This is a genomic window from Paenarthrobacter nitroguajacolicus, assembly GCF_029952445.1.
Lineage (GTDB): Bacteria > Actinomycetota > Actinomycetes > Actinomycetales > Micrococcaceae > Arthrobacter > Arthrobacter nitroguajacolicus_B.
Map to the genome: position 1 here is coordinate 15,850 of NZ_JAQPPK010000035.1, position 25,735 is coordinate 41,584.

The window sequence follows — 25,735 nt, forward strand, 5'->3', positions numbered from 1 at the left end:
GTGTCGGGTGAAACGGAGGTTTGTTAGTGGCGGGACGCCTTGGGATCCAGGGCGTCCCGGACAGCGTCGCCCAGGAGGTTGAAGGCCAGGACGGTGATGATGAGCATGACGCCAGGGACGGCAAGGAACCATGGATCGCTGAGGTACCAGTTGCCTGATTGGGCGGCGTTCAGCATCTGGCCCCACGACGGCGTGGGGTCCTTGACGCCGACGCCCAGGAAAGAAAGCGCAGCCTCGGCCGAGATGTTGGTGGGGATCAGCATGGTGGCGTAGACCAGCACCACACCCATGACGTTGGGGATGATCTGCTTGAACAGGACGCTCAGGTGTGATGCTCCGAAGGACCGCGCGGCTTCGACGAACTCGCGCTCGCGGAGGCTCAGCACCTGGCCGCGGACGATCCTTGCCAGGTAGGCCCAGCCGAAGAAGCCAAGGATGATCACCAGCGAGGCCATGGGCAGGAAGCTGCCCTCGCCCAACGGCGTGTCGCGGAGCCGTGATTGCAGGATGGGCGTCAGCGACAGCACCAGCAGCAGGTGGGGGAACGCCAGGAAGAGATCCATGATCCGGCTGATGATGGCGTCGGTCTTGCCACCGAAGTAGCCGGCTGCGGCGCCAATTACTGTTCCCAGGACGACGGACACTGCCGTGGAGAGCAACGCGATGGTCAGGGAGACCTGGCCACCGTAGGCAAGCCGGGCAAAGAGATCGCGGCCAAGGCCGGGTTCGACGCCCAGCCAGTGCTGGGCTGAGGGGTACATGGAGCCGGGGAGGGGCAATCCCGGTGTCTGGAAATCATCCAGGACCTCGGGGCTGGTGTTTGAGGTGAAGGGATCGTTCCCGGACATCGCGCTGAGCACGGGGGCCAGGACGGCGAACAGCATGATCGCCACTACGACGCACAGGCTGATGAGGGCGATCTTGCTGCGCCTGATCCTCATCCACGCGGTCGCGAGCAACGTTCGTGCTTCGGCAGTGGCGGCCACTGGGCTCCCCGGCGTCGTTGCCGGTGGGAGCGGCGGACTGCCGGTGTTTGCTTCGACGGACTGTATTTGGGTCAACGGTTCTGCTCGATTCATGATCTGGAGCTGGCTCCGGAGTTCTTGTATACCAAAATAGCCTAAAGCAGGATTCATGCGATGTAAATCACAAATAATGTATTGTTTGGAATACCAGAAAGTAGTTATCGCAATGTCCGCAGCCGGACGGGAATCAGGAGTCGACGTGCCCACCAAGGTCACCGCCCGCTATGTACTGGGCCACCACAACGGACGCCACGTGTTACTGGAGGACGCATGCGTGGTCTACTCCGGCCACACCATCGAGTACGTCGGCCATGACTACGCCGGCCCTGTGGATGGGGAGCACCGGCTGGGGGAGGCGCTGCTGATGCCGGGCTTGATCGACCTGGACGCCCTCACCGACATCGACCACCTCATCCTGGACAGCTGGGCAGGTCCGGAGCAGGCCAAGGGCCACCAGTGGTCGGAGGACTATTTCCGGAACCACCGCGCCAACGTGTTCACCGACGATGAGCGCCAGCAGATCCGTGAATACGCCCTCATCCAACTGGTCCTGCACGGCATCACCACCTACATGCCCATTGCCTCCGAGGTGCACTCAGAATGGGCTGAGCCGTTTCAGGAACTGGTGGGCATGGCGGAAACCAGCCGGCGGCTGGGCCTGCGGGGCTATCTTGGCCCCGCCTATCGCTCCGGCGTAAACGTCGTGTTGGAGGACGGCGAACGCTCAGTGATGTTCGACCCCGACCGCGGCCGGGACGGGCTCGCCGATGCCTTGCGCTTCATTGACTACGCGAAGGATCTGGACGATCCGCTGGTCAACGGAGTCCTGCTCCCGTGCCGCATTGAGACACTGGACCTCGAGTTGCTCAAAGCCACCGCTGTGGCATCCGCCGAACGGGACGTGCTGGTGCGCCTGCACTCACTCCAGGGGCTTGTGGAGCGCCAGCTCATCCTGGACTGGCATGGCCTGACGCCGCTTGAACTCCTGGACCAGGTTGGCCTGCTCAATGAACGGCTCCTCATCCCGCATGCCACCTACACAGACAGGAACCCCGTGGTGCATGGCGAGGACCGTGGCGACCTCGCCCGATTGGCAGGCAGCGGTGCCAGCATCATCCACTGCCCCCTGACCTCCATGCGCTACGGGAGCACGCTGGACTCCTTCGCCGCGTACAAGGAAGCCGGAATCAACATCTCCTTGGGCACGGACTCGTTCCCGCCGGACCTCATCCGGGGAATCGACGCCGGCGTCCAGCTCGGCAAGATCCTCGCGGGCAGGAACGACGCCGGTGATGTCGCCGGATACTTCGACGCCGCCACCGTGGGAGGTGCGCGGGCGTTGAGGCGCCCGGACCTGGGCCGGCTTGAGCCAGGCGCCCAGGCCGACCTTGTGGCCTTTTCCCTGGGGGACATCCGCGACGGCGTCCACGAGGACCCGCTGAGGACCCTGCTCCTGAACGGGACGGCCCGCCAGGCAGTGCTGTCAGTGGTCGCCGGCCGGACGGTGATGGCCGACGGCGTGATCGAAGGTGTGGACCTGGAATTCTGGCGGGCCAAGGGACAGGAATTGTTCCACAAGATGCGCCGTGCCTACAGCGAACGTGACGTCAGGAACCGTCCTGCCGATGAGCTGTTTCCTCCCGTGTATGCTCGGTTGGAACGCTGACCGGCGCCGCCCGGCACCGGGAGCGGACGCAGGGATGAAGGGAAGTTCCACAGTGGCTGAGGCGACGCCGGAAACCGGGAATGGCCGCGATGACGAGGCCCGGGCGGAGAACGTCTACCAACTGGTGCTCGAAGGCATTGTCACAGGTAAGTATGCGCAGGGCGCACGGCTCCGTGAGCGCGAACTCTCGGAGGTCTACAACGTCTCCCGCATCCCGGTGCGGGAAGCCATCCAGCGACTGGAACAGGACGGCTTCGTTGCAACTTTCCCGCGGCGTGGTGCGGTGGTGCGCCAACTGACCCTGACCGACGTCAACGAGCTCTTCGACATCCGCCTGTGCCTGGAAACGTTCGCTGCCCGGATGGCCGCTACCCGGGTTGCGGAGGGAAAGGACGGCGGCCGGCTGGAAGAACTCATGGAGGCCTCCAACGCCGCCATCGATGATGAGCGCACTGAGGATGTTGCCTTGATCAGTGCCGAACTTCACGCCGAAATCGTGCGCCTGTCAGGGAACCGGCTCCTTGTCGAGTCCGTCAAACCGCTGTTCGGGCGGATGCGCTGGATCTTCGGGCTCACGCACAACCGCAGCAATGAACTTCAACGCGACGAACACACCGAGCTGTGCAATGCGATCCTTGCGGGAAAACCGGACCTGGCCTACTCCCTTGCCTACTCGCACATCGAGTTGGGCCGCGAGCCCGTCCTGGCCGGGCTCGCGGAGACCCTGGAACCCTAGTAGCAGTAGTTAGTCGTCCGCGTCCGGGTACTCATCCTCGTCGTCGTACCGGCCGGACTCCTCCACCTCGACCTCAAGGATCTTGAGCAGCTCCGTGTCCGGGTTCAGCATGATCGCTGCCTCGTCGCGACGGTGCTGCAGCACGGTGTCCAGGTAGGACTGGACTGTTTCAGCCAAAGGCACGTACCTGTCCTGCTTCTGGCTCATGTACCAGCGGTGTTCCAGGACCTCGTGCACCACTTCCGCGGGCTCCAGCTTTCCGGCGAGGTGCCGCGGGATGGAACGGACAATGGGTTCGAAGATCTGGCTGACCCAGATGTGGGCGCTGATTTCCTCGTCCAGGTCCGGGTTGTTGTCCGCCCGGAACTGGTCCATGTCGTTCAGGAGCCTTCGCGCCTGGTTCTCCTGGGCGTCCAGGCCCGTCAGGCGCAGCAAGCGCCGCTGGTGATGGCCGGCGTCGACAACTTTGGGCTGGAGCTGGATGGTGGAGCCGTCCGCCGTGGTCTTGATGGCGTATTCCTCCACGTCGAAGCCGAGCTCGTTGAGGCGCCGGATGCGGGCTCCAACGCGCCAGCGTTCGCCCAGTTCGAAGGACTCCTTCTCGGTCAGTTCGGTCCAGAGCCGGCGGTAACTGCCCATGATCAGCTCGCTGGTGGCCACAGGGTCCACCTTCTCCTCGATGAGCCCGCCATCGAGCAGGTCCATCAGCTCACCGGCGATGTTCACGCGAGCAATCTCAAGGTCGTATTCACGCTGGCCCATGGACAGGTCCGGGTAAAGCTCACCGGTCTCAGCATCCACCAGGTAGGCGGCGAACGCGCCGGCGTCGCGGCGGAACAACGTGTTGGACAGCGAGACGTCGCCCCAGTAGAAGCCGATCAGGTGCAGCCGGACCAGCAAAAGAGCCTGGGCATCAATAAGCCGGGTCAGGGTGTCCTTGCGCAGCATCTGGGAGAACAGGGCGCGGTAGGGCATGGAGAACTTCAAGTGCCGGGTCACCAGCACCGGGTTGAGTGGCCTGCCATCCACAGTGGTGCGGCCGGTAATGACGGCAACCGGCTCCACGCAGGGGACGTCCAGGCGGGCCAGCTTGCGCAGCATGTGGTACTCGTGGCGGGCCACGTGCTCCGAGGTTTCCTTGATGGCGATCACCGAACCGCCCAAATGCGCGAAACGGACAATGTGCCGGGAAATACCGCGGGGAAGCGCGGCGAGGTTCTCAGCGGGCCAGTCCTCCAGGGCGATGTGCCAGGGCAGGTCCAGCAATTCCGGATCCGCAGTGGCCGCCGTAATGTTCAGCGAACCGATGACGCTCGCCGGAGGGGCACCATCCTGTGCGCTGGCAGCCTCGGTCCGGGGGAGCTTGCCGATCTGCCCGTAGTCGGTGGGTTCGTCGTGCCACTGGGCTTCGTTTTGCTCGCTCATGCCTCAATTGTTCCGTACTCGGACGGGGCCGGTGCACCCGGCGCCGTGAAGGGGTTGGCCGGCGATGCCGACCATTCGACGTCGGGGGCCTCCTGGAAAGCGACCCCCTGCTTGGCGAGGCGCTCACCAAAGGCGCCCAGCCGACGTCGGAAGTCACCGGCGTTGCGGACTTCCTGACCGGACCAAGCGACTTCCGCCAAGGAGATGGCCCGTGGATACAGCAGCCATTGTGCCTGTTGGTTGTTGCGCACTGTTTCGGTCCAGAGCGGGCCTTCGATGCCCAGGATTTGCTGGTCTTTCAAACCACCTTGGGCTGGATCCCAGTTGTAGTACTCGGCCCAGGTGAATGGCCCGCCCTTTACCCACTCAAGGCCGATGGGACTGTCCGGGGAGTACTTTTGGTCCAGATAGGTGTTGGCTGCAGGGGACATGATCACCGTGGGGGCGCCTGCCTCAGCCTTCTGGATGGTGGCATCGAGTTCGCCGAACCAGTACTGGACCACGGCTCCGGTTGGAAGCTCTGCCTCGGCGTACTCGTTCCAGCCCACCACGGTCTTTCCCGTGAGCGAGGCCAAGCGTGCGAACTCCTGCATCATCTGCAGGTAGTTCCCGTGTCCCGTAACCAAGGCCTCGTCGCCGCCGATGTGCAGGTAAGGACCCACGGTCATTTCGGCAAGCTGGCCCAGGACCTCGGCGACGAACTCGTACGTCACCGGAAGCGAAGCATCCAGCGTTGACCAGCCCACATCCGCGGTGGTGCTCATTGCCTTGGCAGCGCCGTCCGGGTTGAGTTGCGGGATGGCTGCCAGGGCGGCATTGACGTGGCCCGGAAGGTCGATCTCCGGAATGACCACCACGTTTTTCGCAGCGGCATAGGCTTGAAGATCCCTGAACTCCTGCTGGGTATAGAAGCCCGAGGCGCCGCGGGGCGGAACTGCCGTGGCGACTTCCACAGCACCCTGCCCACCCACGGCGGTCAACTGGCCATAGTCCAGTCCGGAAGGATTGTGCTCCGGCTGGCGGATCTCGATCCTCCAACCCTGGTCATCGGTCAGGTGCAGGTGGAGGGCATTGAACTTGAACTGGGTCATGACGTCGATCTGCTCCTTCACCTCCTCCACCGTGAGGAAGTTGCGGGCTACGTCCAGCATGAGGCCGCGGTAGGCGAAGCGCGGTTCGTCCAGAATTTCGACGGCGGGAACCACCCACGCGCGGTTTTCGGCGGGTCCGCTTTCCTCGATGGCAGACGGGAAAAGTTGTCGGAGCGTCTGCACGCCATTGAAGAGGCCTGCCGGAGTGGAAGCAGTGAGCCGCACTCCAGCGTCGGTGACCTTCAGTGCGTAGGCCTCACGGCCGCCGTCGAACGCCGCCGCAAGCTCCAGCGCAATATCTCCGGGGCGGGATTCTTCAACGAGGGGCAGCGCATATCCAGTTGCGTTGCGCAGCAGCGCGCCCAGCTGCCCCGCGAGCTCCACCGCGGAACCGCTGGTAGCGATCCTGGCCGCGGGGGAGAGCGTGAAGGCCGGGCTGTCCTGAAGTGCAACGTGGGAGGGCCGTGGGATGAGGTTGTCCGTGGTGTTCATGCCGTTCTTTCGCAGGAGTTGGGTTAACGTGATAACGGCCCGACCGGAAGGGTCGGGCCGCCATCACATGCGGAACGTGCAGACGTGATTAGTCGCCCAGGCGCAGGCCCGTCTTGGTGTCGAACAGGTGCACGTGGCCGGACTGCGGACGTACGAAGATGGACTCGCCCTTCATCGGAGGACGACGGCCATCGACGCGGGCGACGATGTCGTGGCTCTTGCCATCAAGGGTGGTGTGGCCGTAGACGTATGCGTCGGCGCCGAGTTCTTCAACAACGTCAACCTCGACCTGGAGGCCTTCGCCGTTGCCGACGGTCTCGAGGTCTTCCGGGCGGGAACCGACCGTGACGGTCTGGCCGGAAGCTTCCTGGAGCACGTCGCGCGGCACGGGGTAGATCGTGCCACCGAACTGGACGCCGCCGTCGACAACCGGCAGTTCCAGCAGGTTCATGGCCGGGGAGCCAATGAAGCCTGCAACGAAGACGTTCTTCGGCTTGTCGTAGAGGTTGCGCGGGGTGTCAACCTGCTGCAGAAGGCCGTCCTTGAGGACTGCAACGCGGTCACCCATGGTCATTGCCTCGACCTGGTCGTGCGTCACGTAAACCGTGGTGACGCCGAGGCGGCGGGTCAGGGACGCGATCTGCGTACGGGTCTGGACGCGGAGCTTGGCGTCAAGGTTGGAAAGCGGCTCATCCATGAGGAAGACCTGCGGGTTTCGGACGATTGCACGGCCCATGGCAACACGCTGGCGCTGACCACCGGAGAGTGCCTTCGGCTTGCGGTCCAGGTACTGCTCGAGGTCAAGAAGCTTGGCGGCTTCGCGAACACGCTCGGCGCGCTCTTCCTTGGAGACGCCGGCGATCTTCAGTGCGAAGCCCATGTTGTCCGCAACGGTCATGTGCGGGTACAGGGCGTAGTTCTGGAAGACCATTGCGATGTCGCGGTCCTTCGGCGGAACATCCGTGACGTCGCGGTCACCGATCAGAATGCGGCCGGCGTTCACATCCTCAAGACCTGCGAGCATGCGCAGGGAGGTGGACTTACCGCAACCGGAGGGTCCAACGAGGACCAGGAATTCGCCATCGGCGATGTCGATGTTGAGCTTATCGACGGCGGGCTTATCTGTGCCCGGGTACAGACGCGTAGCGTTATCAAAAGTAACTGTAGCCACAGTTATCAATCCCTTCACCGGCAGGTACGTGCCGGACGATCCGTTGTGAATGGTTCATTTTCTTCAGTTGAACTCCCCGGCCCAAGGCCGGGGAGGATCGTATGACGCCGCACGGTACTGTGCGTCACATCACAACCAAGAGTATGTCAGACTTTTTGACTAACTACCTAAATGTTACGAACATCACATGTTGCGCTGATCACTGGCTACGCCTCGGCGGTGACCCTGCGCCGCTCCCGCAGGAGCGCTTCCAACAACTCGGCCACGTGAACGGGAGCCTCCACGCGGTACTGCGCCTGGGTGAAATCAAGACCGACTTTGATGCCAACGTCATCGCCCATCAGCCTGCCCAGTGCGTCCTCATCAGTGACGTCATCGCCGGCAAACAGGATGGCCGTGGCACCTGTCGCCTGGCGCAGGAACTCCACAGCTTCGCCCTTGGAAGCATGGACCACCGACGTTTCCAGCACACGCTTGCCCGTCTTCAGGTACACCCCGGGATGTTCGCGCAGGACCCGGGTGGCGGCCTCGACGGCGTCTTCAGCCACGTCGTCGTCAGCCATCCGGGTGTGGAGGACCACTCCGGCGGGTTTGTCTTCCAGAACTGTTCCAGGAGCGATGTTCACAATCTCGGCCAGGACCTCGCGGACTGCGGCCAGTTTCTTCCGCTGCTCCTCGTCCAGTTCCAGGCCCAAGGATCCCTCGCCCAGCCATACCTCGGCTCCGTGGCTACCGATCAACAGCGTGTCCGCAGGGGGAGAGGCGACCAACCGCAGGCTGTCCAGGGCCCTGCCCGAGATGAGTGCCGTCGTCGTGCGTGGCAGTTCGGCGAGGCTCGCCAAGGCCGTGGCCGACCTCGGAAGGGGCCGCGCGTCCTCGGCGCTATCGACGATCGGGGACAGGGTTCCGTCGAAATCGAGCGCCACCAGCAAGTGTTCAGTGGTGGAGATGCGGCGGACGGCGTCCAGCAACTCCGGCGTCAAGGACAGGTCCTCAGCTGTCATCGCGGACCACCTTCTCTTCAAGGGCGGCAAGGAATGCTGCTGACCAGTAATCGACGTCGTGGTCCAGGATTTGCTTGCGCATCAGCTTCATGCGCCGGCGGGCTTCCTTGGGTGGGAGGTTCACGGCACGCAGGATGGCGGACTTGAGGCCATCGATATCGTGCGGGTTGATAAGGAATGCCTGCTTGAGCTGGTCGGCAGCGCCGGCGAACTCGCTCAAGACCAACGCGCCGTCGTCCTCGGAACGGGCCGTGACGTATTCCTTGGCCACAAGGTTCATGCCGTCGCGCAAGGCCGTCACCAACATGACATCCGCCGCGAGGTAGAGGGCCACCATTTCCTCCACGGGGTAGCTGTGGTGCAGGTAGCGCACCGCCGTGTTCTGGATGGTGTCGTAGGTGCCGTTGATGTGGCCAACCGTGCCTTCGATCTCCTCGCGCAGGAGGCGGTACTGCTCCACTCGCTCGCGGCTGGGGCTGGCCACCTGGATGAGGGTGGCGTCTTCGACCTTGATCTGGCCGTCCGCCAGGAGTTCTTCGAAGGCCTTCAGGCGGTGGCCGATTCCCTTGGTGTAATCCAAGCGGTCAACTCCCAAGAGGATCGTCTTGGGATCTCCAAGGTCCTTGCGGATCTGCTTGGCGCGCTCGATGATCTCCGGATTTGAGGCCAGTTCGCGGATTTGGTCCACATCGATGGAAATCGGGAAGGCCTGGGCCCTGGCGATGTGCGTGACTTCGCCGTCCGGGCCCTTTACGTGGACTTGCTGCTGCTTGACGCTGGCACCCAGGAAGCGGCGGGCCGAGCGCATGAAGTTGCCGGCATCGCTGGGCCGCTGGAAGCCCAGGAGGTCGGCCCCCAGCAAGCCGTCGATGATTTCACGGCGCCAGGGAAGCTGCGCGAAGATCTCCGGCGGGGGGAAGGGGATGTGGTTGAAGAAGCCGATCTTGAGGTCCGGGCGTGCCTCGCGGAGCAGGCGGGGGACCAGCTGGAGTTGGTAATCCTGAACCCAGACGGTGGCGCCGTCGGCAGCGTGGCGGATGACGGCGTCGGCGAATTTCTTGTTCACGGTGCGGTAGGAATCCCACCACGTTCGGTGGAATTCCGGCGGCGCAATGACGTCGTGGTAGAGCGGCCAGATGGTCGCGTTGGAGAAGCCCTCGTAGTACAGCTCCACTTCATGGCTGCTCAATTGGACCGGGACCAGGTCCATGCCTTCATGGCTGAACGGGCGCACTGTCTCGTCGGGGGCGCCATGCCAGCCCACCCACGCGCCGTCGGACTTGGTCATCATGGGCGCCAGTGCAGTGACCAAACCGCCGGGGGAGCGGCGCCAGCCGTCACCGCCGTCGTCGTCGGCGTCGCTGCAGCGGTCCACGGGCAGTCTGTTGGAGACCACCATGAACTCGAACTTGCTCGCCGTGGGCTTCTTGGTCCGGGAGGACCGTGTGCCCTGATCGGTCGTGAGTTTTTCGCTTGCCGGTTCCTGCATTAATGCTCCCTGGGGTTGCTGTGACTCAACTCCCAGCCTACTAGCGGAATCTTCACGGGCGGTTGATCGTTCAACAACCGGGCGGGAGGGTGTGCGGTGGAGCTCCAAGTTGGCTCCCGTAAACTGTCCCCGTTGCCCTAGCTATTCACTACGACGTCGAGTAACCCGAGGAACTGATGAGCCCCGCAAACGAATCCCGCCTGTCAAAGGCTGAACGCACCGCCCAGGCACGGGAGAAAGCGCGGGCAATCCGCGAAGAACAGTTGAAGAAGGAGAAGCGCAACAAGCTTCTGATCGGCTGGGGCATCGTGGTCGCCATTGTCGTCATCATCGGTATCATCGCGGCCGTGGTTGTCGGCGGCGTCCAGAACAACGCGCCGATTGCCGATCAGGGTCCGACGCCGGCCAACGGCAACGTCCACGGCGGCGTCACGCTGCTGGCAGGCAGCGAAGTTGTGAAGTCCGAGCCGGCCTCGGTCAACGTGGCCGACGTGCCTTCCGCTCCCGCCACCAAACCCGCCACGGTGACCGTGCCCGGCGGCGAAGCCGAGGCCGGCAAGCCGGTCAAGGTAGTTGCCTACATCGACTTCATCTGCCCGGTCTGCAAGCGCTTCGAGACCACCTACGGCGATGCTCTCACCAAGCTCCGCAACGACGGCAAAATCTCCCTCGAGTACCGCCCACTCGGGTTCCTGGACCAGCAGTCCACCACCAACTACTCCTCCCGCGCGGCCAACGCAGCAGCTTGCGTAGCGAACACCTCGCCGGACAAATACGCGGACTTCTTCAACCTCCTCTTCGAGCGTCAGCCGGCCGAAGGCAGCGCGGGCATCTCGGACAAGGACCTCAAGGCCATGGCCACGGAGGTTGGCGCCGCCAACATTGACTCTTGCGTGGACAGCAAGCAGTACCGTCCATGGGTGAAGGTTGCCACACAGGAAGCTGCGGCAATCGGCATCACCGGCACCCCGACGATCTTCGTCGACGGCAAGCAGTGGGACGGTACCACCGACCTGAACGCCGAGATCCAGACCGCCATCACGGCAAAGGGCTAAGCGCCCTTCCGAATTACGCTTTTCGGAATTACGCCTGTCCGGAATCACGATGGCGGCCGGTTACCTTGCGTTGCGGGGTGGCCGGCCGTTGTTGTGCGGCGGTTCGGGCTGGTTACCGCGAATTTCCGTGACGGGGACGGTGTGGGCTAACCTTATCTAGCGCTCTTCGGCGCTTTGCTCCGGGTTACCGGTGCGTGCCTCCTTAGCTCAGTTGGCCAGAGCACCGCTCTTGTAAAGCGGGGGTCGTCGGTTCGAATCCGACAGGGGGCTCCACGAACCCCTCCGTTCCGGCGATTTTACCCGCGAATGGAGGGGTTTTTCGTGTCTGGACTAGCGGGGCACTGCACGTTTACTTGTGCTTGTTCCGGCGTCCTGCCCGGTCAGCGAAAGCGTCCAAGGCCGCGATGATCTCTGGCGCCACCCACACCCGGGTGCCGCGGATCTTGCCGGCCGATGCCAGGATTCCCGCTGCCTCCAACCGTTCGACAGCGCGGTAGGCCGTGGCCAGGGATGCCTCGGTATGCTCCGCGACCATCTCCGCAGTCAGCGCAGGTTCCCTGGGCACGATGTCCAGGACCTTGCGGACAGACGGTGGGCCGCCGGCAAGCTTCTCCCGGTACCCTTGCTCTGCCGCCTCGATGTCCGAGGCCAGCTGCCGGCCGTTGTCGACGGCCCGGACGGCTGACTCAGCGAAACGCTCCACGATCGGCTGGATGGCTCCATCGCGGTAGGCACTCAGGGCATCGAAATAGAGGCCGGTGTCAGTCAGCAACCCCGAGGAGACCGGGACGGTGACGTTCTCGGTGACGCCCTTGGCCCTCAGCAGGGCGCTGACAATGGCCCGTCCGGTGCGGCCGTTACCGTCGGCGAACGGGTGGATGGTTTCGAACTGGGCGTGGGCGATTGCCGCTTGGGTCAGTGCAGGAATGTCATCCCGCCTCATAAAAGCGACCAGGTCTTCCATGGCGGGCAGCACCCGGTCGGGGTGGGGAGGCACGAATTCGGCGGTGTGCGGGGAGTTACCGCGGATCCAGTTCTGGGCGTCCCGGTACTCCCCTGCGATGCTGTTGTCGGAGGCGTTCAGCAGGGCATGGTGCATGACGGCGATGTTCGCTATGGAGAGGTCCTCCGAGAGGTCTATGGCAGCCTGCAGTGCTTTGACGTTGGAGGCTACCAGCGAGGCGTTCTTGCTGGAGGTGTCGCCTATCTGGGCCAGCGCGATCCTGCGGGCACCTGCTGTCAGGTTTTCGATCTGGGAACTGGACGCGGATTCGCTGCGCAGCAGCAGCGCCGAGAATGCAGCGGTGTCACGACCCAGTTCGGCATCGAAGCGGACCATCTCCACCGTGGCGGCCTCGGCCAAAGCCTGGGTTCGGGAGTCAACGGCGGGGTCCACCTCTGCTATTTCTGGCACGACGGCGGCCGCATAGGGCCCCCTGGCCAATAGCCGCTGCCGGCGTGATGCTCCCCGGTCTGGGTCGGTTTCCCACGGGTGTTCCTCGTAGCCAATCGCCGGCCAAGGCCGATCAGGGTTCACGATGACCTCGGGTTCGGCGTCCATGGGTTCCTTTGAGAAGATCGAGAGTTGATTTTCTCATAATCGCATAAGAATGAGAATATTTGAGGTTTTGAGCTTCAGAGCGACTAATTGCTGGCGGACGTCCTTCGTTGGACCTGAAGCCGTGTTGCTGCGAGGGACCGATTCGGCATCCGACGCTGAGAACTGGTTAGCTGTGCGACATGGGATTCTTTAGGAAGAGGACTGCATCCACGCCGGTCGCGGACGTGGAGAGCCCGGTATATTCCGAGCTAAACGATGAGCACAAGGCATTTCTGGCGAACCACATCAAGCTGGCAGACCAAGCAGAAGTGGATCTTCAGGACCCGGTCAGTGTGGCTGAGTTCTATGAGCTCGTTTACGCAACCTGGCAGACATCTCCCGACGGCACCCTGGCGGACCTTCGGGAACCGTACTGCAACGCAGCAGGCGTCGCTTACGGTGAACTGCTGGTACGCACGACACCTTTGCGATGGGTTATTGCAGAGGACTCCTTGGGGCGGGAAATGGCGCTGCACGCCGAGCAGAACAACACATTGGTCTACCCGCTGAACGCCGTCGAGAAACGATGGGCGCAGGGTGACGACGGCGACTTCATTCCGGTGTTGGCCGGGGCGGTCTATAAGCACTTCGGCGGACGCGGCTAGCCACAGTGGACCTCGATGAATACCTCGGTCGTGGAAACGGCCCCATAGGCCGCCGCTGGCACTCGAACAGCCGCTGAGGAATAGCTGACGGGCTATTGTCCGGAGCCGCGCTTGTGCTCATGCTTCATGGATGGCTGGGGACAGACCGCAACGGACCTCAATACGTCAGCGATGCGGATCTGCAATCCCGATCACGAACCAGCGCGCGGTAGCTCGGGTGCAGCCTACAAACGACGCCAGCCACCGGCGCGGTTGTTTGCGATGACCGCACGGAACATCTCAAGCAGGGCATCCACGTTGATCTCGTCCCCGTCGTAGACCTGGATTGCTCGTGCAGTGGCGTTGCCCTGTCCTTGATTAATAATCCCGTGTGGATCAGGCACCGTCGGGTCATAGACGAATATGTTGACATGGTCTTTAGTGGCCAACAGGGCACAGATGTTGCCCTGGAGTACGAAGTATGGCTGTACGGACCTTTTGATGGTCTCGACTACCTCGGGATCAGCTTCGCGGACGATCGAACGCACTTGTTGGCAGATGGCTTGCTGCCATTTGGGGAGCCGGTCGATGTACTCGTCAACTCGGGGATCGACATTCGAGGTGATCACCCCATCAGATTGCCCCATCCGGAGCCGGGTCACAAGCTCCGGCGTGAGTTGCCGGCCGGCGCTGGTGATTGGGCATGGCTGCCCGAATGCGGAGCCTTCCGGCGCAGCTGCGCCAGCCCGGCCACGGTCAGCCCAGCGGTGAGCGCAAGGGCGGCCACCCAGAGGACGAGTCCGCCGACGTCGTGGACGGCCATCTGCGGCAGTCGCCTCGCGGGTACGGCCACGACGCCGATGAACGCACCTACGAGTCCGAAGTAGCTGCCGGTCATGAACCGCTGATGCGCACGGATATTGCCGCGACGGACGGACCATAAGCCCAGGGTCAGGGTGCAGAACGTTAGAACGGACAGTGCGTGGAGCCAGTTGAACCCGCCGTCGATGGTCCGGATTCCGAAGGACGTGAACACCACGATGTACATGCTCACAGCCCAGATGCGTCCAAGGATCTTGTGAGCTGTGGTTCCCTTGTTGCGGCGGAGCAGGTTCACTGCGCCGAAGATCAATGCGTAGCCCGCAGCGATGGCGTGCAGGGCGATGAGGAAGGTCCAGGGAGAGGGCATGGGGTCAGCCTGCCGAGCCGGGGTAATCGGCCGGCCAGAACTCCTTGGCTCTTGCCGCGGCGGACCTGAGTTGTCCGCCGTCGAGAATCAATGAGTTTTCCTCGATACCGAGTTCAGGCCATTGCGCTCCGGACCACGGCGGTGGAACGAGCCGGACTTGGCGGCCGCGTTGCGGTGGTGTCGGTACGGGGAAATCCTGGAAGAAGGCCACAGGGATCCTTTGCTTGCTGGCTTCGACTGACCAGCGGAACGACGATTGTGCGTCGTCGTGGATCCCCCAATCCGTCCTCACAGGTGAGTCTAGTCGAGAAGAGTATCCAGCCCCGCAAGAAGAACCCTGTCAGTCTGCATTGACAAAGGAGCACCTGTCAATCTAGCCTGACACGTATGGAAGCCGAAGAACTGTCCGAGCAGATCCACTCCACCAGCCCCGCAGTTGGATTGCGGGCCGTGGGCGCCCTCCATCGCCTGGCCGAACAGGTGGAGGCAGTCCATGTCCGGGCGGCCCGTGAGCAAGGCTGGACGTGGGAACAGATCGGTGACGCCTTGGGTGTTTCCCGGCAATCGGTGCACGCTAAATACAGGGAATGAGTTGAGCCATGTTTGAGCAATTTACGCAGGACACCCGCCGGATTGTTGGGTATGCCATGGAAGAAGCGCGCAGTCTGGGCGACAAACGGCTGGGAACCGAGCACCTGCTTCTGGGGGCCCTCCACGAACGCGGTCCGGCCGAGGCGCTGGGTGTTTCCTTGGAGGATGCGCGGAAGGCCGCAGCACGCTTGGATTCCGCTGCGTTGAAAGCAATCGGCTTCGAAAGCAAAGACCTTGTGCGGGCAGCCATGCCAACCCTCGGGAGGAAGCCGCCCTTCAGTTCCGGGGCCAAAGAGGTCATGGCTTCAATGGTGAAATTTGCCGTCGATCAAAAATCGCGGAAGATCACAGCGTCGAGCCTCCTGATTTCGCTGCTGGAGCGAGAGGAGCACGACCCCGTGTCTGCCCTTTTCCAGGAGCTCAAAGTGGACCGCACGGCCGTTCGCGCTCGGCTGTTGTCCCGCTAGGCCGGCAGGCAGAACCCTGACACCCGCTACGCAGGTGGGATGGTTGCCAGCTCTTGGGGAACCATCCCCTGCGCGACTTCCCGAAGCTGCTGGGGCCGGAACGGCTTGACCAGGTAGGCCGAAGCGCCGGAGGCGATGCCGTGGAGTTCATCGTCCCGTTCGGCGAACGCCGTGATCATCAGGATCGGCGCCGGGGACACGGCGGCAACGAGCCTCGCCGCCTCGCGGCCGTCCATGTCCGGAAGGCCCACGTCAAGGGTAATCAGGGTCGGGTTCAGCCGTTCGGCGGCCATCACGCCTTCCGTACCCGTTTCAAACGCGTGGACCTCGAATCCTTCAGCGCTAAGGATCAGGTCGATGAGGTCGCGGATGTCGTTGTCGTCTTCGATGACGACGCAGATGCCTCGTGAAGTCATATGGGCCCCCTTCAGGGCCAGTCTAGAGGCAAGCCTGCTCTAAAGGTTCGCAGGCAGGGCAGTGGCAAGTAGCGCGCCCTCGCCGAGGAGTAAAAAACGAGTACAAACTACTCGTGTCATTCCCCGTGGTCGGGCCTGTACTGGATACAGCGGATCCAAGCAACGGCCCATGACCCCCCTCGTCGGCCGGTGCTGCCCATCGGATCCGCGGCGCAGGGCCGGAGGCATCTCCCAGAAGTGCCGTCCGGCCCTGACGCGAGGGCTACGCGGCTGGGACGACGACGGCGACCCCCCCAGCGTGTGGAGGCGTCGCCGTCGTACTTCTCCAGGTTGCGCTACGGCGTGGGGCTGCCGCCGTTGACGTTGAGCGTCTCTCCTACGACGTAGCTGGATTCGGGTGACGCCAGGAACACGTAGGCCGGAGCCAGTTCCGCCGGTTGGCCGGCGCGGCCCAAGGGCGTGGACTGGCCGAACTCGGGGAGTTCCTCTTTGGGCTGGCCGCTGCTGACCTGCAGCGGGGTCCAGATGGGTCCGGGTGCAACGGCGTTGACGCGGATGCCCTTTGGCGCGAGTTGCTGCGCGAGTCCCTTGGTGAAGTTGTTGATGCTCGCTTTGGTGGTGGCGTAGTCCACCAGTGTGGGTGATGGGTTGTACGCCTGGATGGAGGTGGTGTTGATGATCGTGGAGCCGGCGGGCATGTGGGGGAGCGCGGCCTTTGTCAGCCAGAACATCGCGTACACGTTGGTTTTCTGGGTGTGGTCGAACTGCTCGTCCGTGATGTCGGCGAGGTCCTTCTGGGCGACCTGCTTGCCGGCGTTGTTGACCAGGATGTCAACGCCGCCCAAAACCGCGACGGCGGTGTCCACCACTTCCTGGCAGGTTGCGGAGTCTTTGAGGTCGCCGGGGACTTTTACGGCCTTGCGGCCTGCGGCCTCAATGAGTCCTGCGACCCGTGCGGCGTCCTCTTCTTCCTCGGGAAGGTAGGAAAGCACGACGTCGGCCCCCTCGCGGGCGAAGGCGATGGCGGTGGCTGCGCCGATTCCCGAGTCCGCGCCGGTGACGATCGCTTTGCGTCCCTCAAGTCTTCCGGTACCGCGGTAACTGTCTTCGCCGAGGTCGGCCTTGGGCGTCAGTTCGGCGTCGAGGCCGGGCTCGGGCTGGTGTTGCTTTGGCGGGGAGATCTGCTCGTAGGCAGTGACCGGGTTGCGGAAGGTGTACTGGTCAGTCATGGTGGTCCTCCGGTTGCTTCGGCATGGAAAACAAAAGCTAAGTAAGCTTATGATTCCAGCCTAGGCATGTGGAGGCGCCTATGCCAAACCAGACGTATCAGGCGGCTGAGTGGACCGCCACGGACGCCCGCTCAACGGCAGGGCAGGCGATTTTCACGGGGCCCTCGACGTCGGCCTGGTCCAGGCCCAGCAGCAAGCGGACTCCTGCTGCGCCGAGTTCATAGTGGGGCAGGGACACTGTGGACAGTGGCGGCCGAAGGTGCGCGGCGATGACTTCCTGGTTATCGAAACCCACTACGGCGATGTCGTCGGGGATGGCCAGTCCGTGCTCCCGGAGGCCGTCGTAGAGGCCCATTGCCATGCGGTCGTTGTAGCAGTAAACGGCGGAAACGTTGAGCTTGAGCAAGTCCTCCGTAGCGCCGTAGCCACCCTCCTGGTCCGGGTAGGCCTCCAACACCAGCTCGGGATCGAACGCAATTCCCTCAGCTTCCAGCGCATCCATGTAGCCCTTAAGTCGTCCATCCTTGGCCGGAGCAGGGGTTGTGGTGTTGATGAACGCGATGCGGCGATGGCCGCCGCGCAACAGAATTTCCGTGGCCGACTTCCCGCCCTGTGCCTCGTCCGGCACCACTGCGCGGGATGTCAACGAATCCGGCGAGAAGCAATTGACCAGCACGAAATCGGACTCACGCAGGGTTGCGGGAATCTCGGTAGCCCGGTGGAACCAGGTCGAGTAGAGGATGCCGCGGACCTTGTACTCAAGCATCATGGCGATGGCGTCCTTTTCCAGGTCCACGTTGCCCTCTGTGTTGGCGATCAGCAGGGCGTAGCCGTGTTTCCATGCTTCGTCCTGCGCGCCATGAATGATCTGGCCGGCGAACGGGGTAGTCGCTACGCCGTCGGCAACGAGACCGATGAACTTGGACGTCCCGCTGACCAGGTTCTTTGCCATCGCGTTGGGCCGGTACCCCAGGCGCCGGATGGCCTCCTGCACGCGTCGGCGGGTCTCATCGGCGATACGGGCGTTCTTCTTTTTGTTGATGACCAGAGACACTGTGGCCGTTGAAACACCGGCTGCTTCAGCAACTTCACGGAGGGTGACCGGATGGGCGCGGTCGGTAGTGATTGGAACGTCGGCCGCGCTGCCTGAATTTTTCTCCTGCGAAATCATCTGTCCTCCATCAGGAGTATATCCATCTGCAGTCGCCGTCATCCCTTCGTCGCCCCGCTCTCAAGGCCCTGGATCATGGCCTTGTTCAGCACCAGGAAAACCAGCAGCAACGGTGTGATGGTCACGCAGACGGCAGCGAACGTGGCCGTCCAGTCCACTTTGCCCATGGCACCGATGTAGTTCTGCAGGCCCAGCGGGATCGTCTTGAGATCCTCGGAGAGGACAAAGGTATTGGCGAAAATGAAGTCGTTCCAGATGAAAATGCTGTTGACCAGAACCACGGTGACAACCGTATTCAGCGACAACGGCAAGGTAATCAGTCCGAAGATCCGGTAAGGGCCGGCGCCGTCAAGCGAGGCCGCCTCATACGTTTCCCGGGGAATGTACTCAAAGAACGACGAGAACAGATAGATGGACATGGGCAGCGCAAACCCGGCCAAAGGAATGATCATCGACTGGTAGGTGTCCAGGAGGTTCACGGTGGAGTAGTCAATGAACAACGGGACCAGCGCGATCTGGACAGGAACGATGATTCCCACCAGGAACAAGCCCCTGACAAACCTGCTCAAACGGAAGCCCAGGACCTGGATGGCGTAGGCGGCCATCATGCCGAACAGGACAATGAGCAGGTTGGCGCCCATGGTGACGATGAAACTGTTCAGGATGTTCCGGCCAAGATCGCCCGTTTCAAAGGCCCGCGCGTAGTTCTCCCACGTCAATGAACTTGGCAGGGCGAAGGGGTCTCCGGTTGCGAAGTCCTGTTCCGTGCGGAGGCTGGTGAGGAACAGCCAGGCCAGCGGGTACACCTGGACGATGACGATGAGCATGATCAGGACCCGCGAAAGCGTCCGGTACAGGCTCGGCTTGCGGCGTCGCCGCTTGGGCGCAGCCGACGACGGCGGGACCGCCGGTGACTGGGTGGCCGGGGCTGTTTGGGCGATCATGAGTCTGCCTTCCGCTTGAGCATGAAGAGAATGAGGCCGACGGCGACGAGGCACTCGATCACGATGAACACGGAGATGGTGCTTGCGTAGCCAAAGTCAGTGCTGGTGAAGGCCGTCTTGTACATGTAGGTGGTGAGCAGCTCGGAGGACTGTCCGGGGCCGCCGTTGGTCATGAGGTAGGGGATGTCGAAGCCGCGCAGCCCGTAGGTGGTGGCCATGATGGTGGTGGTGATCCAGACAGGCCGGATGTACGGAAAGCGGATCTTGGTGAAGAGCGTCCACTTCGATGCGCCATCCAGGACTGCGGCTTCTTCCAATTCCTTGGGAACGGCGATCAGGGCCGCGTAGATGATGAGCATGTAGAGCCCGGTGAAACGCCATCCCTCGGGGGCGGACACCGCGGCCAGCACCGTGTTCACGTCGGATAGCCAGGCCCGTTCAAGGGAACCCAGTCCCACCCAGTGAAGGAGCTGGTTGAGCAGCCCTACGGGATCGATCGAGTAGATGCGGACGAACAGGAAGGCAATCGCCACGGTGGAGATGACGGCGGGCAGCAGGTAGAGGGTTTTGATGAGCTCCCGGCCGCGGCGCAGGGAGGTCAAAAGGCTGGCGACAACCAGGGCGCCACCGAGTTGCAGGACCAGGCAGATGGCCAGGTAGAGGAGGGCATTGAAGAAGGAGCGCCAGAAAACGTCATCAGCGGTGAGCATCCGGATGTAGTTCTGGAGTCCGACGAACTCCATGTCGCTGATGCCGTTCCAGGAGAAGAAGCTGAGGAACAACGATTGCAGGATGGGGAAGAGCACTGCTGCGCAGTAGAGCAGCAGCGGCGGGAGCAGGAAGACCAGGACGGACGTCCTTGACCGGTTGGGAAGCATGGCAGGGCCTTTCGGGCGGGGGGCCTTGCGACCCCCCGCTGCTACGTTTACTTGAAGAACTTGGGCGCGTTCTGCTTGATGGCGTCGTTCATCGTGGTGGTGAACTGTTCAGGCGTGATGTCGCCTTGGACCAGCAGCACCAGCTCTTGTTGGAGCCTGCCGTTGGTGGTGGGGTCCAACTGCGTATCCCATGGCATGGCCTGCTTGTCCCCAAGGTCGTTGGCCGTCTCCAGGGCTTTCTTATAGAGCGGCGTTGCGTTGGCGGGGACGGTGGTCTGCACATTGGTGGTGGGGGACAGCGCGCCGGTAGCCGCGTACTCGGCCGGGTACTTCTCCAAGGCGAACTTGAGGAAGTCGCTTACCAGCGGATCGTAGGTCTTGGAGTTCACAGCCATGCCAATGCCGGACGGTGAGACGAACTCATTGGCCGACGTTACCGACCCCGCGGTGGTGGGCAAGGTGAAGAAATCGATGTTGTCCCGGACCGCGGGATTCAGCTTGTCCGTGGCCAGGCTCGGAAGTTCCCACGTTCCAATGTTGTACATGGCCGCCTGGCCGGACGTGAACTGGTTCTGGGCATCCGAATATCCCTGTGAAGAGAATCCGTCCTGGAAGCAGTTGGCCTTGCCGAGCGAGGCCATCCACTCCACCGTCTTTTGGCCGGCAGCATCCGAGAACGAGGCATCACCCTTCTTCAATTTCTGGACGAAGTCAGGGCCGGCCTCCCTGAACGGCTGGTACGCAACGTAGCGTTCCAAGGGCCACTGGTCCTGCCCGTCGATGGCGATCGGAGTGATTCCGGCATTCCTCAAAGACGTGCACATAGCCGGGATGTCGTCCAGGGACTTCGGGACGGAAACCCCGGCCTTTTCCAGGAGGGCCTTGTTGTACCAAACGAATTCCAGCTCGAATTGGAACGGAATCATGTAGAGCGAACCGTCGTCGAACCGTTGGTAGTCCAAGGCTCCAGGGCGGTAATTGTCGTAGAGATTCAAGGACTTCAGCAGCTTGTCGGCGTCCACCATCTTGCCTTGCTTTGCCAGTTGCTGGGCGAACGGAGTGGCGTCGGTGTCGAAGAGCTCAGGGAGTTTGTTGGCTGCGGCCAGTGTTTCGAGCTTCTGGATGTACGACGGCCGGTCCGGGGTGGTGATGAGGTTCAGCGCGAAGCCGGGGTGGTCCTTTGCATAGTCATCGGCGAGCTTCTTCATGATGTTGATGACTGCGCCGTCGGCGGGCCTGGAGAGCAGCCAGGAAATTTCGCGGGGTTTGATCTCACCGGTGGGGCTGACGTTGGCAGGGTCGGCGGTGTTTCCTCCACCGCCGCAAGCTGTCAATGCCAGGGCAGCTGCAGCGGCGACGGCGGCAGCGCGGAGTAGTTTTTTCATTGCGGCAATCTCCCTTGATTGGAACAGAGGTTGGGGTTGGGGTGGTTTAGTTTTCGGTGCGTTGACGGATTTCAAGCTCAGTGACGGTGACGGAACCTTCGCCGGCGAAGACGCCGATCCGTCCCGTCGTCAGGTCGTAGATCCTGGCGCTGAGCGCAACCTGGCGGTCGACGACGGCGACGCAAGTGTCGCCGTCGACGATCACCTCAAGGCTGTGCTCGCCGGGGGCGAGGTTGCAGGGCCGCTCCAGTTCGATGTCGAAGGGAACGTCGCCGGACACGTGCCACTGCGCGTCTCCGGTGATGGCGCGGGGCCATCGGTCGAAGACGAGGCGGTTGCGCTTGGGCTCCAGGCGCAGGATGTACGAATGGTCGCCGTCCTGGCTTGATCGCAGGAGCAGTCCGCATTCGGTGGTGTCGGGTGCGATGTCCAGGACCGCTTTTGCGTAGAACTGCGTGGGGAGTTCCTCCTGCGAGACCACTGCGGTATAGCCGTCCGGTACGTCCAGCGACACCGGCAATTCGGCTGCCAGGGACGCCGGCACGTCCTCCCAGAAGCTCTCCACGAGTTCGTCCGCGAAGGAGAATGCGAGGGTGCCGTCCGGATTCTGCCGTGCTTCCAGGACGGACATGGTGCCGGCCCATTCCCAGGGCCCGTGGTCCCTGTTGCCTTCTTTGCTGGCGATCCAGCCGAAGAAGAAGCGCCGTCCATCGCGTTCAGCAGTTTTGGATGCGTAGAACGCCCGGCCGTCGATCGTGTCCAGGTTGGGTACGGTCCAGGGACCATCCGGGCTTTTCGCCATCCGGTACCGCGTGGTGAAGGATTCCGAAAACTCGGAGTACACCATGTACCACCATTCGCCCCATTGGAAGACGTCCGGGCATTCGTGCGTGATGTAGCGGCGCGGATCCCAGAAGGGTTCGGTGTGCTCCCAGGTCATCAGGTCCGTGGAGATGCATTGGGCAATGACTCCCCGGCGCCGTTCGGGGCCCGTGGAATGCCGGGCCGCGAGCAGCATCCGCCAATGGCCCTTGGCTTCGTCGCGGAAGACGAACGGGTCCCGCCAGTCCCCGGACTCGTAGCCATCCGGAGCTCCGAACGTCAGTTCTGGATGCTTGGTCCAGCTCTGCATGCCATCGATGCTGGTGGCGTGCATCACCAGTTGGAGAGGCACGCCATCGGCACCCAGGTTGCGCGGGTTCTGGCCGGTGTAGAACAGGTGGTGGACGCCGGATTCGTCGACGACGACGCTGCCCGTGTAGGCGTTGAAGTCCAGTTCGGCGGTGGTTCCGTGGGGGAGGGCTACCCCGTGGTCCTCAAACTGCGTGAGGTCCTTGGTGGTAATGAGGTTCCATGACGTCCCTGGTTTGGGGTCTGAGCGTACTTCGTGGAGATAGAAGAGCCAAAACTCCCCATCCTTCTCGAAGGGGATAAGGTCGCCAACCCAGCCGTCGGCGGGTTGGAAGAAGACTGAGCGTTTCATCTGCGCTGATGTCCATTCTGCTAAAGCGTTTGATCACTTGAAAGCTAGCACCGCGAATCCGCTTGATCAAGCGTTTTAGCAAAGTTAATTTTCGCGGAACTTTTCTACGCTAAAACGCTTGACCAATGGCTCTTGATGTCGCTAACGTCCTTGCTTACCTAGGGCACACCCGCGTCCCCTCGACGCCGAGCGGACACACTGGTCGCGCCCAACGGACGAAGTAATCCAGCTCCTTTGATGGCGCACTTTGGCGTGCCCGGATGTACTGCTGTGTCCGCGCTGCCATCGCGTTCTCAACCAATGAATGCTTGAGAGGAAACCGCTTCATGACGCCCGAATTCTCACGACGAACGATCCTGCAAGGTACCGGAGCCGGGGCCTTGGCCCTGCTGATGGGTGGCGCCGCTACTGGCCCCGCCCATGCTTCCACTTCCCAGCGGGCGGTCTATCACATGACCCCACCATCGGGATGGCTGTGTGATCCACAGCGGCCGGTGAACACGAACGGCGGCTACCAGCTGTACTACCTGCACTCCAGTATCAACAACGGCCAAGGCGGATGGGACCACGCGACCACCACGGACGGAGTGTCCTTCACCCACCACGGAGCCGTCCTGCCCCTCCAACCGAACTTCCCCGTATGGTCCGGCTCAGGGGTAGTGGATACAGCCAACACGGCAGGCTTTGGTGCCGGAGCCGTCGTCGTACTGGCTACCAAGCCGACTGACGGAATCCGGAAGTACCAGGAGCAGTACCTCTATTGGTCCACCGACGGTGGCTACACCTTCACGGCCCTCCCGGATCCGGTGATCGTGAACACCGACGGCCGTGCTGCCACCACGCCGGCAGAGGTCGAAAACGCCGAGTGGTTCCGCGACCCCAAAATCCACTGGGACGCCGTACGCAGCGAATGGGTGTGCGTCATTGGCCGAGCCAGGTACGCCGCCTTCTACACCTCCACCAATCTCCGGAACTGGGAATGGAAGTCGAACTTCGACTATCCCAACCATGCGTTGGGCGGAATCGAGTGCCCGGACTTGTTTGAAATGACCGCAGGCGATGGCACACGGCACTTGGTTTTTGCGGCGAGCATGGATGCCTACAGCATCGGGTTGCCCATGACCTATGCCTACTGGATGGGGACCTGGAACGGCACTTCCTTTGTGGCGGACAACCTCACTCCCCAGTGGCTCGACTGGGGCTGGGATTGGTATGCCGGCGTGACGTGGCCGTCGGTGGATGCGCCCGAAACCAAGCGGCTGGCGACGGCATGGATGAACAACTGGAAGTACGCGGCCCGCGACGTTCCCACCGATGCGTCGGATGGCTACAACGGGCAGAACTCCATTACACGTGAACTTCGCCTGGAGAAGCAGGGAGGGGGCTGGTACTCCCTGCTGAGCAGCCCCGTGAGTGCGCTCACGGGGTACGTCACAGCTACCACCACACTTCCGAACCAGACCGTCAACGGCAGTGTCGTCCTGCCATGGAATGGGCGGGCCTACGAGCTGGAACTGGATATCGCGTGGGATACCGCAGCGAATGTCGGAGTATCCGTGGGACGTTCCGCAGACGGATCGCGGCACACCAACATCGGCAAGTACGGCGGGGACCTCTATGTAGACCGGGCGCCCTCAGATGCGGCTGGATACTCGCTGGTGCCATATACCCGCGCCGCCGCACCGATTGATGCCAATGCCCGATCAGTCCACCTCCGCATATTCGTGGATAAGCAGAGCGTGGAGGTCTTTGTGAACGCCGGGCACAGCGTTGTTTCGCAGCAAGTGCATTTCGCGGACGGCGACACAGGGATTTCCCTTTACGCCGACGGCGGCCCGGCGAACTTCACGGGGATAACAATCCGCGAGTTCGGCAACCCGATCTAGCCGCTCCCCGTCCGCACCCTTAGGGGACTCAGCGTGGTGGATCAGGGACAGTTCAGCGTGCCGGTGAGGGGCTGCCCTGCCCAGCTGTTGGTGGAGTTGGGGACCTTGTAGTAGCCGCGGATCTGGTAAGTCCACGTACCGCTAAGGTTCCCAACTCCCTGGACTCCAGAACTATAGGAGCGGCCGGACGACTTGCTCATATCACCGGTGAACTGAACCACTCCGTCGGGATCAATGACCTTGAGCTCGTAGTAGTTTGCGTACGTAATGACCGGGTAGCTCCCGACGCTGATCTTCGCCTGGCCGAACCACAAGAATGAGTCGCAGCTCTTGGTGACCGAAACAGCGGTGGCAGCCGGCGCCTGGATCTTGGCCGCGGCTACCGGCATGCCGGCGCTTTCGACGTCGTTGAACTGCGCCTGGGCCGGCGATAGTGCAAAGCCCATCAGCATCAGCAGGACGGCCAGAATGATGGCCGGCGCCCGCCAGAGGATGAACTTGACCCGCATGATTCGTCGTCACTTCCGTTTCGATGGTGTGGATTGCCAGGAATGGCGGCAGGGGAATGGCCGGGAACCGGCCTGAAGGGCAAACGGGCCGGTTCCCGGGGCTTTTGGTTGGTTTTGCCTATTTGGTGGTTTCGGTGCGTTGGGTGCCGGTGAAGGCGAAGGCGATGGTGGAGGTTGCGCCTTGGAAGGTGTTGTCCGCGGTGGTGGGGAAGGCGGTGGTGACTTTGAGGTTGTCGGTTTTGGTGGAGG

25 protein-coding genes and 1 tRNA gene are annotated in these 25,735 nt (G+C 62.5%); 8 read left to right on the plus strand and 18 right to left on the minus strand.

Annotated features, from left to right (window positions below):
* Positions 1-23: 23 nt before the first annotated feature.
* The gene (locus PJL15_RS20000; RefSeq protein WP_281452887.1) at positions 24-1,079 is read right to left on the minus strand and encodes an ABC transporter permease; all 1,056 of its coding nucleotides are present in this window, start codon (positions 1,077-1,079) and stop codon (positions 24-26) included.
* 85 nt (positions 1,080-1,164) lie between these two features.
* Here PJL15_RS20000 and PJL15_RS20005 point away from each other — a divergent pair, with 85 nt between their 5' ends.
* Together PJL15_RS20005 and PJL15_RS20010 are read left to right on the plus strand one after the other, a co-directional pair.
* Entirely contained in the window at positions 1,165-2,691 is a 1,527-nt protein-coding gene (locus PJL15_RS20005) for a chlorohydrolase family protein (protein ID WP_281452888.1), read from the plus strand.
* Entirely contained in the window at positions 2,672-3,427 is a 756-nt protein-coding gene (locus PJL15_RS20010) for a GntR family transcriptional regulator (RefSeq protein ID WP_281452889.1), read from the plus strand. Before PJL15_RS20005 ends, PJL15_RS20010 begins: the two co-directional genes overlap by 20 nt.
* 9 nt (positions 3,428-3,436) lie before the next feature.
* Here the strand turns inward: PJL15_RS20010 and PJL15_RS20015 are convergent, their stop codons facing one another.
* From PJL15_RS20015 to PJL15_RS20035, 5 genes are all read right to left on the minus strand, one after another.
* Positions 3,437-4,852: a DUF4032 domain-containing protein gene (locus tag PJL15_RS20015; RefSeq protein ID WP_281452890.1), complete on the minus strand. Its 1,416-nt coding sequence runs from the start codon at positions 4,850-4,852 to the stop codon at positions 3,437-3,439.
* Entirely contained in the window at positions 4,849-6,435 is a 1,587-nt protein-coding gene (locus tag PJL15_RS20020; RefSeq protein WP_281452891.1) for a beta-N-acetylhexosaminidase, read from the minus strand. Before PJL15_RS20020 ends, PJL15_RS20015 begins: the two co-directional genes overlap by 4 nt.
* An 88-nt stretch (positions 6,436-6,523) precedes the next feature.
* On the minus strand, positions 6,524-7,606 hold the full coding sequence (locus tag PJL15_RS20025) for an ABC transporter ATP-binding protein (RefSeq protein WP_281452892.1): 1,083 nt from the start codon (positions 7,604-7,606) through the stop codon (positions 6,524-6,526).
* Positions 7,607-7,812: 206 nt separating this feature from the next.
* The gene (otsB, locus tag PJL15_RS20030) at positions 7,813-8,610 is read right to left on the minus strand and encodes a trehalose-phosphatase (protein WP_281452893.1); all 798 of its coding nucleotides are present in this window, start codon (positions 8,608-8,610) and stop codon (positions 7,813-7,815) included.
* On the minus strand, positions 8,600-10,099 hold the full coding sequence (locus PJL15_RS20035) for an alpha,alpha-trehalose-phosphate synthase (UDP-forming) (RefSeq protein ID WP_281452894.1): 1,500 nt from the start codon (positions 10,097-10,099) through the stop codon (positions 8,600-8,602). Before PJL15_RS20035 ends, otsB begins: the two co-directional genes overlap by 11 nt.
* Positions 10,100-10,275: 176 nt before the next feature.
* Between PJL15_RS20035 and PJL15_RS20040 the strand changes: the two genes are divergently transcribed.
* Both PJL15_RS20040 and PJL15_RS20045 read left to right on the plus strand, forming a co-directional pair.
* Entirely contained in the window at positions 10,276-11,154 is an 879-nt protein-coding gene (locus PJL15_RS20040) for a DsbA family protein (RefSeq protein ID WP_281452895.1), read from the plus strand.
* A 196-nt stretch (positions 11,155-11,350) separates the two neighbouring features.
* Positions 11,351-11,427: transfer RNA gene (locus tag PJL15_RS20045), tRNA-Thr, on the plus strand.
* Positions 11,428-11,503: 76 nt separating this feature from the next.
* Here PJL15_RS20045 and PJL15_RS20050 read toward each other — a convergent pair.
* A complete protein-coding gene (locus PJL15_RS20050) occupies positions 11,504-12,715 on the minus strand; it encodes a Fic family protein (RefSeq protein WP_281452896.1) in 1,212 nt (403 codons plus the stop codon).
* A gap of 179 nt (positions 12,716-12,894) precedes the next feature.
* Here PJL15_RS20050 and PJL15_RS20055 point away from each other — a divergent pair, with 179 nt between their 5' ends.
* A complete protein-coding gene (locus PJL15_RS20055; RefSeq protein WP_281452897.1) occupies positions 12,895-13,359 on the plus strand; it encodes a DUF3806 domain-containing protein in 465 nt (154 codons plus the stop codon).
* Between the two features lie 224 nt (positions 13,360-13,583).
* Here the strand turns inward: PJL15_RS20055 and PJL15_RS20060 are convergent, their stop codons facing one another.
* The 3 genes from PJL15_RS20060 to PJL15_RS20070 are packed head-to-tail and all read right to left on the minus strand — an operon-like array spanning position 13,584 to position 14,819.
* Positions 13,584-13,967, minus strand: coding sequence for a DUF1801 domain-containing protein (locus PJL15_RS20060; RefSeq protein ID WP_281452898.1), 384 nt, complete (start codon positions 13,965-13,967; stop codon positions 13,584-13,586).
* Positions 13,968-13,996: 29 nt separating this feature from the next.
* Entirely contained in the window at positions 13,997-14,527 is a 531-nt protein-coding gene (locus PJL15_RS20065; protein WP_281452899.1) for a DUF2306 domain-containing protein, read from the minus strand.
* 4 nt (positions 14,528-14,531) lie between these two features.
* Positions 14,532-14,819 (minus strand): hypothetical protein, encoded by a 288-nt coding sequence (locus PJL15_RS20070; protein WP_281452900.1) that lies wholly within the window; start codon positions 14,817-14,819, stop codon positions 14,532-14,534.
* Between the two features lie 95 nt (positions 14,820-14,914).
* On the opposite strand from PJL15_RS20070, the gene PJL15_RS20075 reads away from it, so the two are divergent.
* Both PJL15_RS20075 and PJL15_RS20080 read left to right on the plus strand, forming a co-directional pair.
* Entirely contained in the window at positions 14,915-15,118 is a 204-nt protein-coding gene (locus tag PJL15_RS20075; RefSeq protein ID WP_281452901.1) for a helix-turn-helix domain-containing protein, read from the plus strand.
* Between the two features lie 8 nt (positions 15,119-15,126).
* Positions 15,127-15,585 carry a Clp protease N-terminal domain-containing protein gene (locus tag PJL15_RS20080; protein ID WP_281452902.1) on the plus strand — a complete coding sequence of 153 codons (459 nt, stop codon included), beginning with the start codon at positions 15,127-15,129 and terminating at the stop codon, positions 15,583-15,585.
* A 26-nt stretch (positions 15,586-15,611) separates the two neighbouring features.
* Here PJL15_RS20080 and PJL15_RS20085 read toward each other — a convergent pair whose 3' ends face one another.
* The 7 genes from PJL15_RS20085 to PJL15_RS20115 all read right to left on the minus strand — a co-directional run bounded on the left by PJL15_RS20085 (position 15,612) and on the right by PJL15_RS20115 (position 23,091).
* Positions 15,612-16,001 carry a response regulator transcription factor gene (locus PJL15_RS20085; RefSeq protein ID WP_281452903.1) on the minus strand — a complete coding sequence of 130 codons (390 nt, stop codon included), beginning with the start codon at positions 15,999-16,001 and terminating at the stop codon, positions 15,612-15,614.
* 335 nt (positions 16,002-16,336) lie between these two features.
* Positions 16,337-17,230 carry a glucose 1-dehydrogenase gene (locus tag PJL15_RS20090; RefSeq protein ID WP_281452904.1) on the minus strand — a complete coding sequence of 298 codons (894 nt, stop codon included), beginning with the start codon at positions 17,228-17,230 and terminating at the stop codon, positions 16,337-16,339.
* A gap of 97 nt (positions 17,231-17,327) precedes the next feature.
* Complete coding sequence (locus PJL15_RS20095) at positions 17,328-18,401, minus strand: LacI family DNA-binding transcriptional regulator (protein WP_281452905.1); 1,074 nt, start codon at positions 18,399-18,401, stop codon at positions 17,328-17,330.
* 38 nt (positions 18,402-18,439) lie between these two features.
* Positions 18,440-19,345, minus strand: coding sequence for a carbohydrate ABC transporter permease (locus tag PJL15_RS20100; protein ID WP_281452906.1), 906 nt, complete (start codon positions 19,343-19,345; stop codon positions 18,440-18,442).
* Entirely contained in the window at positions 19,342-20,223 is an 882-nt protein-coding gene (locus tag PJL15_RS20105; protein ID WP_281452907.1) for a carbohydrate ABC transporter permease, read from the minus strand. Before PJL15_RS20105 ends, PJL15_RS20100 begins: the two co-directional genes overlap by 4 nt.
* Positions 20,224-20,270: 47 nt before the next feature.
* Positions 20,271-21,608, minus strand: a complete 1,338-nt coding sequence (locus PJL15_RS20110) for an ABC transporter substrate-binding protein (protein ID WP_281452908.1) — start codon at positions 21,606-21,608, stop codon at positions 20,271-20,273.
* Positions 21,609-21,654: 46 nt separating this feature from the next.
* Positions 21,655-23,091, minus strand: a complete 1,437-nt coding sequence (locus PJL15_RS20115; RefSeq protein WP_281452909.1) for a GH32 C-terminal domain-containing protein — start codon at positions 23,089-23,091, stop codon at positions 21,655-21,657.
* A gap of 326 nt (positions 23,092-23,417) precedes the next feature.
* Between PJL15_RS20115 and PJL15_RS20120 the strand changes: the two genes are divergently transcribed.
* On the plus strand, positions 23,418-24,977 hold the full coding sequence (locus PJL15_RS20120; protein ID WP_281452910.1) for a glycoside hydrolase family 32 protein: 1,560 nt from the start codon (positions 23,418-23,420) through the stop codon (positions 24,975-24,977).
* Positions 24,978-25,018: 41 nt separating this feature from the next.
* Here the strand turns inward: PJL15_RS20120 and PJL15_RS20125 are convergent, their stop codons facing one another.
* Positions 25,019-25,486: a hypothetical protein gene (locus PJL15_RS20125; RefSeq protein WP_281452911.1), complete on the minus strand. Its 468-nt coding sequence runs from the start codon at positions 25,484-25,486 to the stop codon at positions 25,019-25,021.
* Between the last annotated feature and the right edge of the window lie 249 nt (positions 25,487-25,735).

Excerpts from the sequence above, each read along its gene's own strand:
- PJL15_RS20040 (WP_281452895.1), top strand. The coding sequence starts at position 10,276 with ATGAGCCCCGCAAACGAATCCCGCCTGTCAAAGGCTGAACGCACCGCC.
- PJL15_RS20000 (WP_281452887.1), bottom strand. The coding sequence starts at position 1,079 with ATGAATCGAGCAGAACCGTTGACCCAAATACAGTCCGTCGAAGCAAAC.
- PJL15_RS20105 (WP_281452907.1), bottom strand. The coding sequence starts at position 20,223 with ATGCTTCCCAACCGGTCAAGGACGTCCGTCCTGGTCTTCCTGCTCCCG.
- PJL15_RS20080 (WP_281452902.1), top strand. The coding sequence starts at position 15,127 with ATGTTTGAGCAATTTACGCAGGACACCCGCCGGATTGTTGGGTATGCC.
- PJL15_RS20050 (WP_281452896.1), bottom strand. The coding sequence starts at position 12,715 with ATGGACGCCGAACCCGAGGTCATCGTGAACCCTGATCGGCCTTGGCCG.
- PJL15_RS20115 (WP_281452909.1), bottom strand. The coding sequence starts at position 23,091 with ATGAAACGCTCAGTCTTCTTCCAACCCGCCGACGGCTGGGTTGGCGAC.
- PJL15_RS20010 (WP_281452889.1), top strand. The coding sequence starts at position 2,672 with ATGCTCGGTTGGAACGCTGACCGGCGCCGCCCGGCACCGGGAGCGGAC.
- PJL15_RS20085 (WP_281452903.1), bottom strand. The coding sequence starts at position 16,001 with ATGACTTCACGAGGCATCTGCGTCGTCATCGAAGACGACAACGACATC.
- PJL15_RS20055 (WP_281452897.1), top strand. The coding sequence starts at position 12,895 with ATGGGATTCTTTAGGAAGAGGACTGCATCCACGCCGGTCGCGGACGTG.
- PJL15_RS20020 (WP_281452891.1), bottom strand. The coding sequence starts at position 6,435 with ATGAACACCACGGACAACCTCATCCCACGGCCCTCCCACGTTGCACTT.
- PJL15_RS20125 (WP_281452911.1), bottom strand. The coding sequence starts at position 25,486 with ATGCGGGTCAAGTTCATCCTCTGGCGGGCGCCGGCCATCATTCTGGCC.
- PJL15_RS20095 (WP_281452905.1), bottom strand. The coding sequence starts at position 18,401 with ATGATTTCGCAGGAGAAAAATTCAGGCAGCGCGGCCGACGTTCCAATC.
- PJL15_RS20035 (WP_281452894.1), bottom strand. The coding sequence starts at position 10,099 with ATGCAGGAACCGGCAAGCGAAAAACTCACGACCGATCAGGGCACACGG.
- PJL15_RS20065 (WP_281452899.1), bottom strand. The coding sequence starts at position 14,527 with ATGCCCTCTCCCTGGACCTTCCTCATCGCCCTGCACGCCATCGCTGCG.
- PJL15_RS20075 (WP_281452901.1), top strand. The coding sequence starts at position 14,915 with ATGGAAGCCGAAGAACTGTCCGAGCAGATCCACTCCACCAGCCCCGCA.
- PJL15_RS20100 (WP_281452906.1), bottom strand. The coding sequence starts at position 19,345 with ATGATCGCCCAAACAGCCCCGGCCACCCAGTCACCGGCGGTCCCGCCG.
- PJL15_RS20110 (WP_281452908.1), bottom strand. The coding sequence starts at position 21,608 with ATGAAAAAACTACTCCGCGCTGCCGCCGTCGCCGCTGCAGCTGCCCTG.
- otsB (WP_281452893.1), bottom strand. The coding sequence starts at position 8,610 with ATGACAGCTGAGGACCTGTCCTTGACGCCGGAGTTGCTGGACGCCGTC.
- PJL15_RS20120 (WP_281452910.1), top strand. The coding sequence starts at position 23,418 with ATGACGCCCGAATTCTCACGACGAACGATCCTGCAAGGTACCGGAGCC.
- PJL15_RS20090 (WP_281452904.1), bottom strand. The coding sequence starts at position 17,230 with ATGACTGACCAGTACACCTTCCGCAACCCGGTCACTGCCTACGAGCAG.
- PJL15_RS20015 (WP_281452890.1), bottom strand. The coding sequence starts at position 4,852 with ATGAGCGAGCAAAACGAAGCCCAGTGGCACGACGAACCCACCGACTAC.